This is a genomic window from Streptomyces sp. AHA2 (assembly GCF_036857595.1).
Taxonomy (GTDB): Bacteria; Actinomycetota; Actinomycetes; order Streptomycetales; family Streptomycetaceae; genus Streptomyces.
Window position 1 is genome coordinate 1 of the sequence record NZ_JAUQWJ010000017.1, and the last position, 17,681, is coordinate 17,681.

At 74.8% G+C, this 17,681-nt stretch carries 7 protein-coding genes; all 7 read left to right on the forward strand.

Going from position 1 to position 17,681, the window contains the following annotated elements:
- Positions 1-708: phosphopantetheine-binding protein (locus Q5694_RS26880; protein ID WP_333935962.1), on the forward strand; the 708-nt coding region annotated here is incomplete at its 5' end.
- An 11-nt stretch (positions 709-719) separates the two neighbouring features.
- The gene (locus tag Q5694_RS26885) at positions 720-1,508 is read left to right on the forward strand and encodes a thioesterase II family protein (RefSeq protein ID WP_333935963.1); all 789 of its coding nucleotides are present in this window, start codon (positions 720-722) and stop codon (positions 1,506-1,508) included.
- Between the two features lie 63 nt (positions 1,509-1,571).
- Entirely contained in the window at positions 1,572-2,618 is a 1,047-nt protein-coding gene (locus Q5694_RS26890) for a TauD/TfdA family dioxygenase (RefSeq protein WP_333935964.1), read from the forward strand.
- Positions 2,615-4,555 carry a non-ribosomal peptide synthetase gene (locus tag Q5694_RS26895; RefSeq protein WP_333935965.1) on the forward strand — a complete coding sequence of 647 codons (1,941 nt, stop codon included), beginning with the start codon at positions 2,615-2,617 and terminating at the stop codon, positions 4,553-4,555. Before Q5694_RS26890 ends, Q5694_RS26895 begins: the two co-directional genes overlap by 4 nt.
- 11 nt (positions 4,556-4,566) lie before the next feature.
- The gene (locus Q5694_RS26900) at positions 4,567-9,903 is read left to right on the forward strand and encodes a condensation domain-containing protein (RefSeq protein WP_443040949.1); all 5,337 of its coding nucleotides are present in this window, start codon (positions 4,567-4,569) and stop codon (positions 9,901-9,903) included.
- 325 nt (positions 9,904-10,228) lie between these two features.
- Positions 10,229-17,341 carry an amino acid adenylation domain-containing protein gene (locus Q5694_RS26905; RefSeq protein ID WP_333935967.1) on the forward strand — a complete coding sequence of 2,371 codons (7,113 nt, stop codon included), beginning with the start codon at positions 10,229-10,231 and terminating at the stop codon, positions 17,339-17,341.
- Positions 17,338-17,544, forward strand: a complete 207-nt coding sequence (locus Q5694_RS26910) for an MbtH family protein (RefSeq protein WP_333935968.1) — start codon at positions 17,338-17,340, stop codon at positions 17,542-17,544. Before Q5694_RS26905 ends, Q5694_RS26910 begins: the two co-directional genes overlap by 4 nt.
- Positions 17,545-17,681: the final 137 nt, after the last annotated feature.

Sequence of the window (17,681 nt, forward strand, 5' to 3'; positions counted from 1 at the left end):
TTCCTGCCCAATCCGTTCGGGCCGGCGGGCAGCCGTCTCTACCGCACGGGTGACCGGGCCCGCTGGGACGGTGACGGCAATCTGCACTACGCGGGACGCAGTGACGGGCAGGTCAAGATCCGGGGTTTCCGGATCGAGCCGACCGGGATCGAGACGGTGCTCACCGGGCACCCCGGCATCGCCCAGGCCGTGCTCCTGGCCACCGACCACCTCACCGCCTACGTGGTGCCCACCGCCGCACCCGGTCCGGAGCCGCAGGAAGTCCGCCGCTGGCTGGGTGAGCGGCTGCCCGACCACATGGTCCCGGCGTTCGTGGTCGCGTTGGACCGACTGCCGCTCACCCCCAACGGGAAGATCGACAAACGTGCGCTGCCCGTCGTCCGGGCGCCCGAGGCGAGCTGCGGTGGGCGTGCCCCCCGCACCCCGCTCGAGACGACCGTGCTCGACCTGTTCACCGAGGTGCTGCCCGCGAAGGGCGCGTTGTCGGTCGACGACAGCTTCTTCGACCACGGCGGGCACTCCCTGCTCGCCGCCCGCCTCACCCACCGCATCGGCGCCGCCCTGGGCGTATCGCTCACCCTGCGCGACGTCTTCCGGCACCCGACCCCGGCCGCCCTGGCCCACCACATCCAGTCCCGGCGGGCCGCCGGCGCCGCTGCGCCCCAACGGGTCCGGCCCACCCTCCGCCGCCGCACCGACGACCACTAACGGAGTTCCGCATGACCGACCACACAGCACCGACCCCCGCCCCCGACGACGTGGTCTGGGACCTGCCCGGTGAGGGCCCGCAGCGCACCGCGCTGCTGGTCCTGCCGCACGCCGGCGGCAACGCGCACGCCTATGCCGACTGGCGCGAGCACCTGCCCGCCGACGTGCGGCTGCTGATCGGCCAGTACCCGGGCCGCGGTGCCCGCTTCGCCGAGGACCTGCCGCGCGACATCGCCGACCTGGCCGGTCCGGTGGCCGCCTGCCTGCCTCCCGGGGTCGGCGACGATCTCGTCGTGCTGGGGCACAGCATGGGGTCCCTGGTCGCCTTCGAGGTGGTGCGGCTGCTCCAGGCGGCCGGCCGCACGCCGCGGGCGCTGGTCGCCTCCGCGTGCCGGGCGCCCTTCCTCGACAACCCGGCCGTGGTCCACCCCGAGCGGCTGGACGACGACCAGCTGGTGGCCGCCATCAAGGAGCGCGGCGGCACCGACGACGCCATCCTCGACGACCCGGAACTGCGGGAGATCGTCATCCCGTCCATCCGCGCCGACTTCGCCATCGACGACGTCTACCGGTGCCCGGTGGCCGAGGCCCGCGTGGAGTGCCCGGTGACGGTGATCGGCGGGGACGCCGACCCGGTCGCCCCGGCCGCCTCCCTCGGCCGCTGGGCGGAGGTCACCGGCCAGGCGTTCACCCGGCACGTCCTGCCGGGCGGCCACTTCTACTTCCAGGACCAGCTGCCGCGGTTCTTCTCGGTGCTGTCCTCCGTCGTCGGCGGCCGCGTCACCGCCTCGGCCCCCTGACGGGCCCCGCGACCGGCCCCCTCCGCTTCCCGCCCTGTCTTCCTCATCTTCGAAGGACTCCTCATGACCATCCACGCAGACGCTCCGGCCGTCCCCGTCACGGGCTCGATCACCCCGGTCCGCGAGCCCGGCAAGCCCGTCGTCGTGCACGTCCCGGCTGCCGCCGGTCTCGACGAGGCCGTGGCCTGGCTGACGGCCCATCGCGAGCAGATCCAGGCCGAGCTGCACCGCTCCGGTGCCGTCCTGCTGCGCGGCCTGCCCGTACGGGACGCCGCGAGCTTCGCCGCCGCCCGTGACGCGCTGATCTCGCAGCGGGCCGGCTACAAGGAGAAGGCCACCCCGCGCACCGACTTCGGCGAGGGCGTGTTCTCCTCCACCGACCTGCCCGCCGTCCAGCCCATACGGCTGCACAACGAGAACAGCTACACCCTCGACTTCCCCGGCGTCCTGCTGTTCGGCTGCGTCACCGCGCCCCAGGAGGGCGGCGCCACCACGGTCGGCGACATGCGCGAGGCGCTGCGGCTGCTCCCGCCGGACCTGGTCGCGCGGTTCGAGCGGATGGGCTGGCTGCTGGTGCGCAACTACTCAGAACTGGCCGGGCTGCCCTGGTACAAGACGTTCGCCACCGAGGACAAGGCCGTCGCCGAGGCCTACTGCGCGGAGAACACCGTCGGCTTCGAGTGGCTGGACGACGACTCGCTGGTGACCCGCCAGCGCCGCTCCGCCATCGTCACCCACCCGGTGACGGGGGAGCGCAGCTGGTTCAACCACTTCGCGTTCTGGAACAGCCGCACCCTCGACCCGGACGTGCGCGACGTGCTCGTCGAGACGTACGGCGAGGACGGCCTGCCGTTCAACACCTACCTCGGCGACGGCAGCCGCCTCACCGACGACGAGGTCGACGCCGTCAACGCCGTCTACGACCGGGTGACGGTCCGCGAGACCTGGCAGGAGGGCGACCTCATGCTCGTCGACAACGTCCTGTGCGCCCACGGCCGCGAGGCGTTCACGGGCGACCGCAAGATCCTCGTCGCCATGGGCGAACCGATCGCGCTCGCCGACTGCGCCCCGACCACCGAGCCCGCCACCACCGTCTTCTCCGGAGAGTGACCGCCGCCATGACCGCCGTCCTGCCCGAGCGCCCCGCCTCCGCCGCGGCCACCACCGAACGCCCCGACACGACTACGACCACCGCCGGGCACCTCGCCACCACCACGAGCACCCCCGAGCGCCCCGCCACGGACGTGGGCACCGCTGAGCGTCCGGCCTCCTCCGTCACCGACCTGCTGGACCGCCTGGCGGAGGCGCCCGCCGACCGCACCGCCGTGGTCGCCACCGACCGGGAGCTGACCTTCGCCGGGCTGCGCGCCGAGGCCATGCGGATCGCCGGCCGGCTCGCCGCCCGCGGGATCGGCCCGGAGAGCGTCGTCGCCCTCGCCCTGCCGCGCGGCGCCGACCTGGTGACCGCCCTGATCGGCACCCTGACCGCGGGCGCAGCCTACCTGCCGGTCGACCCCCGGCTCCCCGCCGACCGGCGGCGTTACCTGGTGGAGGACGCCCGCGCCGACCTGGTCGTCACCGCCGACGACTGCACCGACGTCCTGGCACCGGAGGCCGCGCACGTCACCGTCGGCGAACTCACCGCGTCCGACGGCGTCACGGAGTCGCCGTACCGGCCTGTGCCCGTGTCCGGCGACGGCCTCGCGTACGTCATCTACACCTCCGGCTCCACCGGCCGTCCCAAGGGCGTCGAGATCGGCCGGGCCGCGGTCTCCGCGCTGCTGGCCGAACTGGAGTCCGAGGGCATCGCGGGCCCCGGGGCCGGCCGGGTCGGCTGGAACGCCTCGCCGTCGTTCGACGCCTCGGTGCAGCAGTGGGTCCGGCTGTGCCGCGGCGACACCGTGGTCATGGTCGACGACGAGACGCGCGCCGACCCGGCGTTGCTGGCCCGCTTCGTCGACGAACACGCCCTGACCGCGCTGGACGTCACTCCCGCCCACGCCGAACCGCTGCTGGAGCTGCTGACCGCCGACGGCGGGCCGCGCCCCCTGACCCTCCTCGTCGGCGGCGAGGCGATCGGTCCCGCCCTGTGGCGGCGGATCGGTGAGCAGACCACGGCCGGTGTGCTGCGGGCGGTCAACCTGTACGGACCCACCGAATGCACCGTGGACTCCACGGCGGGCTGGATCGACGGCGCTGACGAACCGCACATCGGCACGGTGCTGCCGGGCCTGCGCGGACGGGTCCTGGACGAGGCGCTGCGCCCGGTGCCGGCCGGCGGCAGCGGCGAGCTGTACCTGACGGGCCCGCGCGTGGGCCGCGGTTACCGGCACCGCCCGGCCCTGACGGCCGATCGCTACGTCGCCGACCCGGACGGCTCCGGGGCCCGCATGTACCGCACCGGCGATCTCGTACGACCGCTGCCCGACGGCCGGCTGGTCTACCTCGGGCGGGCCGACGGGCAGGTCAAGCTGCGCGGTCACCGCATCGAACTGCCGGAGATCGAAGCCGCGTTGACCGGACACGCGCGGGTCGCCGAAGCCGTGGTCGTCCTGCGCGACGACGTCAACGGCGCCCCCGGCCTGGTGGCCTACCACCGCCCGCAGGACCCGGCGGCCGGCCCGGCGGAGGCTTCGGCCCTGCACGCACACCTGGCGGCGACGCTGCCCGCCTACATGGTCCCGGCGGCCTTCGTGGCAGTGGAGCGCTTCCCCACCACCACGCAGGGCAAACTGGACCGGGCCGCGCTGCCCGCCCCCGCCGCCGAGAGGAGCGCGGCCGGCGCCGCCGACCCGGCGCTGTCCCGCTCCCAGACGCTGATCGCCGGGGTCTGGTCCACCGTGCTCGGCGCCTCCCGCATCGGGCCGGACGACAACTTCTTCAAGCTGGGCGGACACTCCCTGCTCGCGATCAAGCTGGTGTCGCGGGTCCGCGCCGAACTCGGCGTCGCCCTGCCCGTCAAGGCCGTCTACGCCAACCCCCGGCTGCGCGACCTCGCCGCCCACATCGACACGCTCGTCGCCGCCGCGCCGGGCCAGGACGCGTAAGGACCATGACCGTGATCCCGCTGTCGTTCGCCCAGCGCCGGCTGTGGTTCCTGGGCCGCCTGCACGGGCCCTCCGCGGCCTACAACGCCCCCGTCGTGCTCCACCTGGACGGCGTGCCGGACCCCGACGCCCTGCGGGCCGCCCTGGCCGACGTCGTGGAGCGGCACGAGGTGCTGCGGACCGTCCTGGCGGCCGGCGCCGACGGCGAGCCGTACCAGCAGGTGCGGCCGGCCTCCGCCGTCGACCCCCTGGCCGTCGAGGACCGCACACCCGCCGAACGCGATGCGGCCGTGGCCGCGTTCGTCCGGCAGCCGATCGACATCACCGCCCGGCCGCCGCTGCTCGCCCGGCTGTTCCGGACCGGTGACGGGACCACGGGCACCGCCCCGTCCACGGGCGCCGCCCCTTCGACGGGGACGTCCGTGCTCGTCCTGCTGCTCCATCACGTCGCCACCGACGGGTGGTCCGTGCGCCCCCTGCTGCGCGACCTGGCGGCGGCCTACGCCGCCCGGTGCGCCGGCCGGGCGCCGGACTGGGAGCCGCTGCCCGTCCAGTACCGCGACTACACCCTGTGGCAGCACGAGTTGCTGGGCGACCCGGCCGACCCGGACAGCCTGGCCGCCGAGCAACTGGCCCACTGGCGCGGCGCACTGGACGGAGCGCCCGCCGTCCTCGACCTGCCCGCCGACCGGCCCCGCCCCGTCGAGCCGTCCGGCCGCGGCGCCACCGTCACCGGCCGGCTGGACGCGGCCGCCCACGACGGGCTGCTGACCCTGGCCCGCGCCCGGAGCGCCACGCTGACCATGGTGGCCCGGGCCGCGCTGGCGACGGCCCTGGCGGCCGCCGGGGCCGGCGAGGACGTCGTGATCGGGACGCCCGTCGCCGGCCGCCCCGAGGAGGACCTGCGCGACCTGGTCGGGTTCTTCGTCAACTCCCTCGCCCTGCGCACCGATCTGTCGGGCGACCCGGCCGTGTCCGAACTGGTCGACCGGGTCCGCGACGCCGACCTGGCCGCCTACGAACACCAGGACCTGCCCTTCGACGTGCTCGTGGAGCACCTGGCGCCGGAACGGGCCCTCGGCCACCACCCGTTCTTCCAGGTGATGCTGACCGTGGCGGCCGACGATGCCGGACCGGACCCGGTCCGGCTCCCCGGTGGCATCACCGGGCACACCAGCGACACCGGCCTGGACGCGGCCAAGTTCGACCTGACCTGGTACTGCGCCGAGCACCACACCGAGGACGGCCGCCCGGGCGGCGTCGATGTGGCCCTGACCTACGCCGAGGACCTGTTCGACGAGGACACCGCCCGCCTGCTGCTCGGCACCTACCTCCGAGCCCTGGCCGCGTTCGCCGCCGACCCGCTGCGACCCGTCGCCGAGCTCCGGTTGCTGAGCGCCGATGACCGGGAGGACCTCCGGCGGCGGCGCGCCCACACCGGGCGCACCGCGGCCGCCGAGCCCGCCCCCGCGGCCGTGCGGACCGACGTGCTCACCCCGCGCGAGGAGATCCTGTGCGGTCTGTTCGCCGAGGTGCTCGGCCGGGAGACGGTTCCCGCGGACGCCAACTTCTTCCGCAACGGCGGCCACTCCCTGCTCGCGGGCAAGCTGGTCAACCGCATCCGCGGCGCGCTCGGCACCGAGGTGGGCATCCGCGACCTCTTCCTCGCACCGACCCCGGCCGCGCTGCACCGGCGGCTCGCGGAAGCGGCACGGACCGGCCGCGCCGACGACCGCCCGGAGCTGACCGCCGTACCGCCCGGGGCGCGGCCCGCCCTGCTGCCGCTGTCGGCCGCGCAGCGCGCCCTGTGGCTGCTGGGCCGTATCGAGGGGGCCTCCGCCGCCTACAACGCGCCGCTGGTGCTGCGCCTGGACGGAGTGCCCGACCGGCGGGCGCTCGCCGCCGCGCTGGCCGACGTCCGTGCCCGGCACGAGGTGCTGCGCACGGTGTACGGATCCGAGGGCGGCGAGCCCCACCAGCGGGTGGCGCCGGCGGACCCGGTCCCGGACGGACTGCCGCAGTGGGAGCAGTGCCCGCCCGGCGAACTGGACGAACGACTGGCCGCCTTCGGACGCTCGCACCTGGACCTCGCGGATGAGGGACCCCTGCGGGCGCGGGTGTTCCTGCCCGGTGACGGCACCTCCGTCCTCGTGCTGCTCGTCCACCACATCGCCACGGACGGCTGGTCCCTGGCCCCGCTGGTGCGCGACCTGGGAGAGGCCTACACGGCACGCCTCGCGGGCCGCGCACCCTCCTGGCCGGCACTGCCCGTGCAGTACGCCGACTTCGCCCTGTGGCAGCGCGGGCTGCTGGCCGGACCGGCCCGGGAGCGGCTGCTGGCCTTCTGGGAGAAGGCGCTGGCCGGTCTGCCCGACCGGACGGACCTCCCGTACGACCGCCCGCGGCCCGCCGAACCATCGGGGCGCGGAGCGGCGGTGTCGGCGGCCTTGGACGCGGACGCACACCGGGCGCTGACGGCACTCGCGCGGGAGCGCAGGGCCAGCCTGTTCATGGTGGTCAGGGCGGCCCTGGCGGCCACCCTCCGCGCCGTCGGCGCGGGCCCGGACCTGGCCGTCGGCACCCCGGTGGCCGGCCGCTCCCACCAGGACCTGCACGAACTGGTCGGCTGCTTCGTCAACTCCCTGGTGCTGCGCACGGACCTGTCCGGGGACCCGGCCGTCGCCGAGCTGGTGGACCGGGTCCGCGACGCCGACCTGGCCGCCTTCGACCACCAGGACCTGCCGTTCGACCTTCTCGTGGAACGGCTCGCGCAGCCGGGGCGGGCGCTGGGTGAGCACCCGTTCTTCCAGGTGATGCTCACCGTGCAGGAGAGTGCCGCCGAACAGGCCGCTCTCGGCGCGCTCACCGCCACCGCGACCAGCACGGACCTGGGCGCCGCCAAGTTCGACCTGTCGTTCCACTGCGCCGTGCGCCGCACGGCGGACGGCCGCCCCGCCGGCCTGGACCTCCACCTGGGCTACGCCACGGACCTGTTCGAGGCGGACACGGCCCGTCTGCTGCTGGAGGTGTTCACGCGCGCGCTGCGGGCCGTCGCCGCCGACCCCACGGCACGCCTGTCGGTCCTGCGACTGCTGACGACCGAGGAGGAGCGGTCAGTGGCGGCCCGACGGGAACGACTGGCGGCGGCGACCGCACGGCAGCCCGCCGAGGACACCGCCGGAGCCGCCGTGCACGCCCCGCGCGTGGAGATCCTCACCGGGCTCTTCGCCGCGGCGCTGGGCAGGGACACGTTCACCGCGGACGCCAACTTCTTCAAGTCCGGCGGCCATTCGCTGCTCGCCAGCAAGCTGGTCAACCGCATCCGGACGGTGCTCGGCTTCGACGTGGGCATCCGCGACCTGTTCCTCGCGCCGACCCCTCTCGCCCTGCACCGGCGGCTGGCCGAGACCGGAGCGGACCACACCGTGTCCCGGCCGGGCCCGGTGGCGATCCCCGCCGGCCGGCGTCCCGCGCGGCTGCCGCTGTCGTACGCCCAGCGCCGGCTGTGGTTCGTCGACCAGATGGAAGGCCCGTCCGCCACCTACAACATCGCCCTCGTGCGGCGACTCGAACGGCCGCTGGACCCGATGACGCTGGCCGACGCGCTCGCGGACGTCGCCGAACGGCACGAGGTGCTGCGCACCGTCTACGGCAGCGAAGGCGGGGAGCCGTACCAGAAGGTGCTGGACGGGGCCCGCCCGCACCTCGAGCTGGGCCGGCCCGCCGACCTGACGGCGGCCGTCGACGCCGCCGCCGCGCACGTCTTCGACCTGGCACGGGACATCCCCCTGCGGGCCTGGCTGCTGCATCCGCAGGGCGACGGCCCGCAGACCCTCGTCCTGCTGCTGCACCACATCGCCGCCGACGGCTGGTCCACCGGCCCGCTGCTCGCCGACCTGGCGGCCGCGTACGAAGCCCGGGCGCGCGGACAGGCGCCGGACCGGCCGGCGCTGCCGCTGCAGTACGCCGACTACACCCTGTGGCAGCGGCAACTCCTCTCGGACGGCGGCGCCGACGGCGAACTGCGCTTTTGGCAGGACGCTTTGGCGGACCTGCCGCCGCTGACCGACCTGCCGACCGACCGGCCGCGGCCGGCACTGCCGTCCGGACGCGGTGCGCTGACCGGCTTCACCGTCCCCGCCGCCACGCACCAGGCCCTGGTGCGCACCGCGAGATCCCGGGGCGCCACCCTGTTCATGGCGGTACAGGCGGCGCTCGCGGCCTGCCTGACCCGGCTGGGCGCGGGAACCGACCTGGCGCTCGGCACGAGCGTGGCCGGACGCGGTGACGACGCGCTGTCCGGCCTGGTCGGCTTCTTCGTCAACACCCTCGTCCTGCGCACCGACACCTCCGGCGACCCCGGCTTCGGCACACTGCTGGAGCGGGTGCGCGACGCCGACCTGGCGGCCTACGACCACCAGGACCTGCCCTTCGACCGGCTGGTGGAGCACCTCAACCCGCACCGCTCCACCGCCCACCACCCCCTGGTGCAGGTGATGCTCCAGGTCGACTCCCGTCCGGAGCGGGACGACACGTCGGCCGGTCCGCTGGCCGGCACCGAACTGCCCCACACCTCGGGGAGCGCGAAGTCGGACCTCACCTTCGCGCTGGCGGAACAACCGGACGGCTCCCTGGCGGGCGTTCTGGAGTACGCCACGGACCTGTACGGGCCCGCCGGGGCGGCCCGTCTCACCGATCTGCTCACGCGGGCACTCGAGCTGTACGCGGCGGACCCGGACGCACGCGTCGGAGACCTCCCGGCCCCGGCCGACCGGCGCGGCGAGCGGCCTTCGGTGAACGGCTACCGGATCGACGTGCATCACGTGGCGGCGGTCCTGTCCGGGCACCCGGCGGTGCGCGAGGCCCGGGTGCGCATCGCCGACGACCGGATCACAGCACAGGTGACGGGTCGGGGGCTCGCCGAGGGAGAGGTGCAGGCCTGGGCGGCGGAGCGGCTGCCGGAGTACAGCGTGCCGGCCGTGATCACGATCGCGCCCGATGGCTCCGCCCGCCCGCAGGAGGCCGTTCGGGACGCCCGCGACGACGTGGACGGGCCGGGGGACACCCTGCTGACCGGGGTGCTGCGGCTGTTCGGGGAGGTGCTCGGCGGACGGGAAGTCGACCCGGCCGACAACTTCTTCAAGGCGGGCGGCCACTCGCTGCTCGCGGTCCGGCTGGTCAACCGGGTCCGTACCGAACTGGGCCGCGAGCTCACCCTGCGCGAGGTGTTCCGCCACCCCACCCCGGCGAAGCTGGCCGCCTACCTTGCGGCCGCCGCCGCCGAAACCGCACCGGTCCCGCCGCTGCGCCGCCGCACCCGCAGCGGCGACCGGGTCCGTCAGCCGTAGGGGACAGGCGTCCCGGCGCCCGGCGCCTGGCGAACCGCACCCGGCTCCCGCGCGACGTCGGCGCACAAGCCCGTGACCGCCACCGACCCACCGCCCGGAGCGACCGACAGCACCCTCGGTCGCTCCGGGCTCCGTCGTGCCCGGCCGCGGTGGACGACCGGCAGCGGCAGCCGCGGCGGCAGTTCGAGGCGGCAGCGGCAGGAAACGGGCGCCGAGCCGCCGGACAAGCTGCCCCGCCGACTGCCCGCCGGGGGGACGTGGGCTGCCTAGCGTGAGAGCACGTCAGCCGGCGGCACACCCCGATCCCTCGCCTGGAGGCCCCGCGATGCCCTCGACCGTCCCCACCGCCTCCGCCGTCCTGGACGGCGGCCCGGCGCCCCGCACGGCGTCCCGCGTCCTGGACCGGATCGCCGGTCAGGACGCCGAGCGCATCGCCCTCGTGCAGGGCGGACGCCGGATGACGTACGGGCAGCTCGCCCTCGCCGTGGCGTTCCGCGCCGACGAGCTGGCCGCCCAGGGGGCCGGGCCGGGCCGGCTGGTCGCCGTGCACCGGCCGCGCGGCATCGACGCCGTCGTGGGGCTCCTCGCCGCCCTGCGCACCGGCGCGGCCTACCTGCCGCTGGACCCCAGGGCCCCGGCCGCCCGCACCGCGGCCGTCCTCGCCGACTGCACGGGCACGGGCCCGACCACCGTCGACGGTGAGCACGTCCTGCCGGGGCCCGGCGTGGACCCGGACGCCGCGTACGTCATCTACACCTCGGGCTCCACCGGCACCCCGAACGGCGTGGTCGTCGGCCAGGACGCTCTCGCCGCCTTCACGGCCGCGGCCACCGACGTCTACGGCATCACCGCCGACGACGTGGTCCTCCAGTTCGCCCCGCTGCACTTCGACGCCAGCGTCGAGGAGGTCTTCCTCACCCTGGGCGCGGGCGCCACCCTCGTCCTGCGCGAGGACGACATGCTCGACGTCCCCGGGCTGCTGGCCGGCTGCACCGCGCACGGCGTCACCGTGCTGGACCTGCCCACCGCCTACTGGCACGAGCTGGCGCACGCGGTGGCCGCCGGGCTCGCCGACCTGCCCCCCACACTGCGGACCGTCGTCATCGGGGGCGAGGCGGCGCTGCCGGACCGGGTGGCCCGGTGGTGCGCGGCCGTGGACCCGGAGCGGGTGCGGTTGCTGAACACCTACGGACCCACCGAGACGACCGTCGTCGCCACCGTCGCCGACCTGTCCCGGTACACCGGCGGGCCGGTGCCGATCGGCACGCCGCTGCCCGGCATGCGGGCCGCCGTGGTCGACGGCGAGCTGTGGCTGCTCGGCGGACAGCTGGCGCTGGGTTACCTGGGCCGGCCCGAGCTGACCGAACGCCGCTTCGTGCGGCTCGGTGCCGAACGCGCCTACCGCACCGGCGACCTGGTGCGCATCCGGGACGACGGTCAGCTCGGTTTCGACGGACGCGCCGACGACGAGGTGAAGATCAACGGCCACCGGGTGGATCCGGCCTCCGTGGAGTCCGTGCTGTCCGGGCACGCGGGGGTGCGCGAGGCCGCCGTGGTCGCCACCGACGCCCCCGGCGGTGGCAAGCGCCTGACCGCCTTCGTGGTCACGGACGGCGGCGTGAGCCCGTCCGCGTTGCGCGAGCACACCCGGCAGGTGCTGCCCCCGGCCGCCGTGCCCACGACGTTCACACCGCTCCCGGCACTGCCCCGCACCTCCTCCGGCAAGATCGACCGCAAGGAGCTGCGCGCCCACGCCGCCCGCACGTCCGCCCCGGCCCCGGTCCCGGCACCGGACCCCGCGTTCGACGTGTTCGCCGGGCAGCCGCTGCCGGCCGAGGACCGCGTGCCCCTGTCGTACGCCCAGCGCCGGCTGTGGTTCCTCGCCGGGCTGGAGGGCCCGTCCACCACCTACCACCTGCCGGTCGTGCTGCGGCTCGACGAGGACCCCGACCCGGCTGCCCTGACCGCCGCCCTCGGTGACCTGGTGGAACGCCACGAGGTGCTGCGGACGGTGTACCCGGCCGTGGACGGCGAGCCCTACCAGCACGTCCTCGACGAGCCGCCCGTCCCGCTCCACGTGCGCACCTGCGCGGCCGGCGACCTGGCCGCCGAGGTGACCCGCTTCACCTCCGCGACCTTCGACCTCGCCTCGCAACTGCCGCTGCGTGCCGCGCTGTTCCGCACCGGCACCTCGGTGGACGGGAACCCGGAGGCGACGCTCGTCCTGCTGACCCACCACATCGCCACCGACGGCTGGTCCGTCGGCCCGCTGCTGCGCGACCTCGGCGCCGCCTACGCGGCCCGCCGCGCCGGTGGCGCTCCCGACTGGGAGCCGCTGCCGGTGCAGTACGCGGACTACACCCTGTGGCAGCGGGACCTGCTGGCGGACCCGGCACCGCTGCTGGCGCACTGGCGCGCCGCCCTGGACGGCATGCCGACCGTGCTCGACCTGCCCGCGGACCGCCCCCGCCCCGCCGAGCCCACCGGATCCGGCGCCACCCTCACCGCCCGCCTCGACGCCGACGCGCTGCGCCGCCTCACCGCACTCGGCGACGAACACGGGGCCAGCCTGCTGATGGTGCTGCAGCCCGCGCTCGCCCTCGCCCTGGCGGCCGCGGGCGCGGGGGAGGACATCCCCGTCGGCACCCCCGTCGCCGGCCGCGGTGACGAGGCCCTGGACGACCTGGTGGGCTTCTTCGTCAACACCCTGGTGCTGCGCACCGACGTGTCCGGCCGTGCCCCGTACGCGGAACTGGTGGAGCGAGCCAGGGACGCGGACCTCGCCGCCTACGCCCACCAGGACCTTCCCTTCGACCTGCTGGTGGAGCACCTGGCCCCGGAGCGGTCCCTGGCGGTCAATCCGTTCTTCCAGGTGATGCTCACGGCCGAGACCGAGGACGGATCCGGCACCGCGACGAGCGGCCCGCTGGCGGGACGCTTCGCCGAACCCGGGCTGGAGGCCGCCAAGTTCGACCTCAGCGCCTCCTGCGTCGCCCTGCCCGGCGACGGCGGCCTCACGGTGTGGTGGCAGTACGCGGCCGACCTGTACGAACCGGACACCGCCCGCCTGCTGCTCGACCTCTTCGTGCGCGCCCTGGAGCGGGCCGCCGCCGACCCGCACGCTCCCGTCACGGCACGGGAGTTGCTCACCGCCGGGGAGGAGGCCCGCGTCACCGGGCTGAGGGACCGGCTCCGGCACGCCCGGCGAGAACGGCAGGAGTCCGCACGGGCCGGCGCCGCTCCCGGTCAGCCGCAGGTGGAGAAGGTGCTGTGCACCCTGTTCGCCGAGGTGATCGGCCGTGAGGAGGTCGGCCCGGACGACAACTTCTTCTCGGTCGGCGGGCATTCGATGTACGGCGTGCGCCTGGTCAACCGCATCCGCGCCGCCCTGGGCCTGGAGGCCCGGATCAGGGACCTGTTCCTCGCCCCCACCCCGCGCGAGCTGGCCGCCCGCCTCGCCGGGCAGGACCCCTCGCTCGACCGTCCCGGCCCTGCGCCCGTCCCCGGCCGGCTCAGGCCCGAGCGCGTGCCGCTGTCGTACGCCCAGCGGCGGCTGTGGTTCGTCGACCAACTGGAGGGCCCCAGCCGCTCGTACACCATTCCCTTCGCCCTGCGGCTGGACCGGCCGCTCGACCCGGACGTCCTCGCCGACGCGCTGGCCGACGTGGCCGGACGGCACGAGGTCCTGCGCACGGTGTACCCCGCGGTGGACGGCGAGCCGTACCAGCGGGTGCTGACCGGCGCCGCGGCCCGTCCGGCGCTCGACGTGGTGCGCTGCCCCGCCGGCGAGTGGGCCGCGGCCGTCGACACGGCGGCCGGTCACGTCTTCGACCTGGCGGCCGACCCGCCGCTGCGCGCCACCCTCATCACCGAGGAGGGCGCCGGGCAGATCCTGGTGCTGCTCGTGCACCACATCGCCGCCGACGGCTGGTCCACCGGTCCGCTGCTGCGCGACCTGGGCACCGCCTACGCGGCCCGCCGCGCGGGTGGCGCCCCCGCCTGGGAGCCGCTGCCGGTGCAGTACACGGACTACACCCTGTGGGAACGCGGCACCCTCCACGACGCGGCCGCCGAGGAACACCTCGCCTTCTGGCGCGAGACCCTGGCGGGCGCCCCGGAGGTGCTCGCACCCACCCCGGCCAGGACCCGCCCGGCCGAGGCGTCGAAACGGGGCGCCGCGGTGCCGGTCGTCCTGGACGCCGAGGTGCACGCGCGCCTGGAGCGGCTCGCCCTGGACCACGGGGCCACCCTCTTCATGATCGTGCAGGCGGCGCTGGCCGCGCTGCTGACCCGGCACGGCGCGGGCAGTGACCTGCCCCTGGGGACCGTGGTCGCCGGCCGCGACGACGAGGTCCTCGACGAGATGGTCGGCTTCTTCGTCAACACCCTCGTGCTGCGCTGCGACACCTCCGGCGACCCGCGGTTCGAGGACCTGCTGGACCGGGTTCGCGCCACCGACCTGGCGGCCTTCGCCCACCAGGAGATGCCGTTCGACCTGGTGGTGGAGCGGCTCAACCCACCCCGGTCGACCGACCGGCACCCGCTGGTGCAGACGATCGTGCAGGTGGAGCCCGCCGAAGCGGGCACGGGGGAGGGCAGCGACCTGGCCGGTGTGCCGCTGCCCACCGAGTCGGGCTTCACCAAGTTCGACCTGACACTCTCCCTGCGGGAGACCCGTACCGCCGACGGCCGGGCCGCCGGAGTGGGCGGCGTCCTGGAGTACGCCACGGACCTGTACGACGCGGCGACGGCCGCCGTGCTCGCCACCCACCTGGAGCGCATCCTGCGGTCGGTGGCGCACGACCCGGCGCAGCGGATCACCGACCTCGTCCTGCTGTCGGCCGAGGAGGAGTTCCGGCTGCTGACCGCCTACAACGACACGGCCGCCCCGTCCGCCGAATGCGGCCTGGTGCACGAGCGGTTCGCCGCCCGGGCCCGGCGTACCCCCGACCGGACCGCCCTGTCCCACGGCGAGGAGCAGGTCACCTACGCCGAGCTGGACGCCCGCGCCAACGCACTGGCCCACACCCTGATCGACGCCGGCGTGGGGCGGGACGCGGCCGTCGCCGTGCTGATGGACCGGACGCCGCTGCTGCCGGTGGCCGTGCTGGCGGTGCTCAAGTGCGGTGCCGCCTACGTGCCGATGGATCCCCGGCTGCCCGAGGCCCGGGTGCGCACGATGACCGAGGACACGGGCGTCCGGGTGCTCCTCACCCAGCAGGCGCATCTGGACTCGCCGTCCGTGACCGCCGAGACGGCGGCCGGGCTGCGGGTGCTGGCGGTGGACGCACCCGGCGCGTTCGACCCGTCCCGCACCGGGGCCCCGGATGTGACCGTCGGCGAGGACGCGCTGATGTACGTGATGTTCACGTCCGGCTCCACGGGCCGGCCCAAGGGCGTCGGAGTGACCCACCGCAACGTGGTGGAGCTGGCCACCGACCGCTGCTGGAACCGCGAACACCACCGGCGCATGCTGGTGCACTCGGCCATCGGATTCGACGCCTCCACCTATGAGCTGTGGGTACCGCTGCTGGGCGGCGGGCAGTTGGTGTTCTGCCCGGGCGACGGCACGGACCTGGCCGAGATCGACCACACCGTGCGCACCCACCGCGTCACCGCCGCCTACTTCACCATGGGCCTGTTCCACATCATGGCCGACGAGGGCCTGGACACCCTGAAGCTGCTGGACGAGGTGTGGACCGGCGGCGACGTCGCCTCCCCTCAGGCGCTGCGGCGGGTCCTGGCGCACTGCCCGGACACCGTCCTGGTGCACAGCTACGGCCCGACCGAGACCACGTTCGCCTCCCACCACCAGCACTTCCCCGTCACCGAACGCGACCTGCGGGGCGTCTACCTGGGGGCGGCACTCGACAACACCCGTGTCTACGTCCTGGACGAGCGGCTGCGACCGGTGCCGAGGGGTGTGGCGGGGGAGATGTACATCGCCGGCACCCAGGTGGCGCGCGGCTACGTGGGCCGCCCGGCACTGACCGCCGAGCGGTTCGTCGCCGACCCGTTCGGCGCGGACGGCGGGCGCATGTACCGCACCGGAGACCTGGTGTGCTGGACGGCCGACGGCGAACTGCGCTTCCTCGGCCGGGCCGACGGCCAGGTCAAGCTGCGGGGCTTCCGCATCGAACCCGGCGAGATCGAGGCCACCCTGGCCCGCCACCCGGGGGTGGGGCAGGCCGCGGTGGTGGTTGTCGACGACGGTCCCGGCGGCAAGCGCCTGATCGCCTACGCCGTACCGCGCGCCGGGTACGAGCTGACCGGCCCGGACCTGCTGCGCTGGGCGGCGGACCGACTGCCCGAGCACATGGTGCCCGCGGCGGCGGTGCTGCTCGACGCGATCCCGCTGACGGTCAACGGCAAACCCGACCGCACAGCGCTCCCCGCCCCCGCACCGGCGGTCCGCACCACCGGCCGGACACCGCGGACCCCGCGCGAGGAACTGCTGTGCGGCCTGTTCTCCGAGGTGCTCGGCGTCGAGGGCGTCGGCATCGACGACAACTTCTTCACCCTGGGCGGTCATTCCCTGCTCGGTGTGCGGCTGATCAGCCGGATGCGGGCGGTCCTCGGCCTCGACCTGGGCGTACGGGACCTGTTCCGCACGCCGACCGTGGCGGGGCTGCTGGCCGACGAACCGACCGGCTTCGACCCGATGGGCGTCCTGCTGCCCCTGCAGACCAAGGGCGGCAGACCTCCGCTGTTCTGCATCCACCCGGGCACCGGCGTCGGCTGGACCTACGCCGGCCTCACCCGCCACCTGGGGCCCGACCAGCCGCTGTACGCGGTGCAGGCACGCGCCCTGGCCGAGCTGGGCCACTCGCCCCGGTCGGTGGAGGAGATGGTCGACGACTATCTGCCGCTGATCCGCGAGGTCCAGCCGCACGGCCCCTACCGCTTCCTCGGCTGGTCCTTCGGCGGCACCGTCGCCCACGCCCTGGCCGTGCGGCTCGCCGAACTGGGCGAGCGGTGCGACCTCCTGGCGATGATGGACGTCCACCTGCTGCCCACCGAGCCGCGGCGCCGCCGCATGACGCCGGCGCAGAAGCGGGACATGCTCGTCGGCGACGCCTCGGACGAGCCCGAGGACGCCCCCTTCGACGTCGAGGCGCTCATCGACCTGGTCCGGTTGAAGGACCCGGTGCTCGGCGCCTTCTCCGACGACGAGATCCGCTCGGTGATCGGCGCCTCCATCAACCACGCCGAAATCATGAACCTGTACGCCCCACGCCCGGTGAGAACGCATCTGCTTTTCCTCGGAGCTCTCGAAGAAGGAGAAACGGAAAACACGCTCGCCCAGAACTGGATCCCTTATATCGACGGCACCGTCGAGAACCATCTGATCGGGGTTCCCCACACCAGATTGGGAGAACCCGAACCGCTCGCCCTGATCGGCCGCATCCTTTCCGACACATTGAGGAGCCTGTCATGACCAACCCCTTCGACGACGCCGAGGGCACCTTCCACGTCGTGGTCAACGCCGAGGGGCAGCACGCCCTGTGGCCCGCCTTCGCGGACGTTCCCGCAGGCTGGGACGCGGTGTGGGGGCCCGGCCCGCGGGCCGCCGCCCTGGAGTACGTGGAGACGAACTGGACCGACATCCGCCCGCTCAGCCTGATCGCACAGTATTCCTGACCCCCTGCCTCATCCCATGACCGAAATCCTGCCGCGCCCCGTGAACGCACGGGGCGCGGCCGTTTGCGCAGTGGGTCGCCCGATGCGTTTCCCCGGTCCGTCGAACGGTTTGTTCTTCCCGCTGTCCTGCCGCCGCA